The sequence below is a fragment of the Acinetobacter sp. 228 genome, assembly GCF_048147885.1.
Window position 1 is genome coordinate 1 of the sequence record NZ_JAYWYV010000103.1, and the last position, 1,936, is coordinate 1,936.

Below are 1,936 nucleotides of genomic sequence, written 5' to 3' on the forward strand. Positions count from 1 at the left end.
AATTTATACGGCTTAATGAAGTCTCTTTTTATTGTTATTTCAAAAATTAGTCTTTTTGAACACTACCAAAAATTTTGTCACCAGCATCGCCTAAACCTGGAACAATATAACCATGTTCATTTAAGCCATTGTCAATAGATGCAGTATAAAGCTGAATATCAGGATGTGCTGCCTCTACTTTCGCGATTCCTTCAGGTGCTGCAACTAACACCATAACACGGATATCTTTACATCCACTTGCCTTTAATACATCAATAGCAGCAACTAAAGAATTACCTGTTGCCAACATTGGATCAATAATCATGGCAATACGGTTAGCGACATCAGGAACTAACTTTTTATAGTAAGTACGTACTTCTAGAGTTGCTTCATCACGCTCAAGCCCTAACACACTTACTTTTGCACTTGGAATTAGGTTAAGCACACCATCAAGCATACCAATACCTGCACGCAAAATCGGTACAATCGTTATTTTTTTACCCGCGATACGCTGAGTAGTAACATTGCCAGCCCAACCTTCAATCTCACAATCCACAACTGGTAAGTCTTTCGTCGCTTCATATGTCAATAACATAGTCACTTCCTGAGCAAGCTCACGGAAATTCTTGGTACTGATGTCAGCACGACGTAATAAACCTAATTTATGACGAATAAGTGGGTGACGAATTTCTTGAATGGCCACAGATGTTACCTAAAAATATAAAAACGTATTTATTATAATCTTTTTTTAACTATCAATAAAAAAAAGCCTCCATATTTGGAGGCTTTTTTGTACACAAGAATTATTGTTGCTGAGAAAGCATGAAATGTAATGGAGATAAAATTTCTGCTTTTAATGCCAAATTAATCATTGGATCTGGATAAATACCCAAAATAATAACTAATGCAGCAGCAGCCAATACCATTAAACCACCCACTTTTTGTCCCCAATGTGCATCAGCATCAATACGAGGAGTTTCAGGTGGAGTCATATACATAACAACCATCACACGTAAGTAGTAATACAAACCAATACCACTACCCACAATAATCATTGCAGCTAAGAACCAGTGTTGAGTTGTTACAGCAGCCATAACAACCAAGAACTTACCAATGAAGCCTGCTGTTAATGGAATACCAGCCAAAGATAACATCATGACTGTTAATGTTGCTGTAAGTACTGGACGGCGCCAGAACAAACCACGGTAGTCTGCAAGGCTTTGCGCTTCATCTACGTTGTTATATGGGCTAGACATTAACGCTACTGCACCAAAAGCACCAATAGTTGTTAATACATAAGTCACCACATACACAGTTACGCTGCCCAAGCTTGCATATGTCATGCTGATTAAAGCAATTAACAAATAACCAAAGTGAGCAATAGATGAATAACCCAAAATACGCTTTAAGTTGACCTGACGAACAGCAAGCAAGTTACCGACTAAAATTGACAATACGGCAATGATTGTCAAAACAGTCACTAGCGAGTTCACCATGATTGCGCCAGAAGCAAGCAAATAACGTACGAACAAACCAATTGTTGCAACTTTAGCAGCAGTCGCCAAGAACGTTGCCATTGGAGCCGGCGCACCTGCATATACATCTGGTGTCCATTTATGGAACGGTGCAAGCGACAATTTGAATGCAACAGCAAAAATAATGAGTGCTAAACCTAATAACACCATTGGCTGTTTGATTGCACCAAATAAAGCTTGTACAGAATCATAGAATGAAAGCGAACCAGTGTAAGCGTAGATATACGCCATACCCATCAACAACATTGCAGAGGCTGTTGCAGAAAGCACAAGATACTTAATCCCTGCTTCAAGCGACTGACTACGTTGATATGTATAAGCAAGTAAGCCGTATACAGGAATCGACATTAACTCAAGGCTAATGAAGAATGATGCATAGTGAGAGCTTGCAACCATTAACATTGCACCTGCTACAGAAGCAA

Annotated in this window: 2 protein-coding genes; both read right to left on the bottom strand. The window is 39.0% G+C overall.

The genetic code is table 11. From position 1 onward, the window contains the following. Positions 1 to 46: 46 nt before the first annotated feature. Entirely contained in the window at positions 47 to 682 is a 636-nt protein-coding gene (gene upp / locus VXQ92_RS16275) for a uracil phosphoribosyltransferase (protein ID WP_001007343.1), read from the bottom strand. A gap of 100 nt (positions 683 to 782) precedes the next feature. Then, a partial coding sequence (locus tag VXQ92_RS16280; RefSeq protein ID WP_416682529.1) for an NADH-quinone oxidoreductase subunit N occupies positions 783 to 1,936 on the bottom strand: 1,154 nt, incomplete at its 5' end.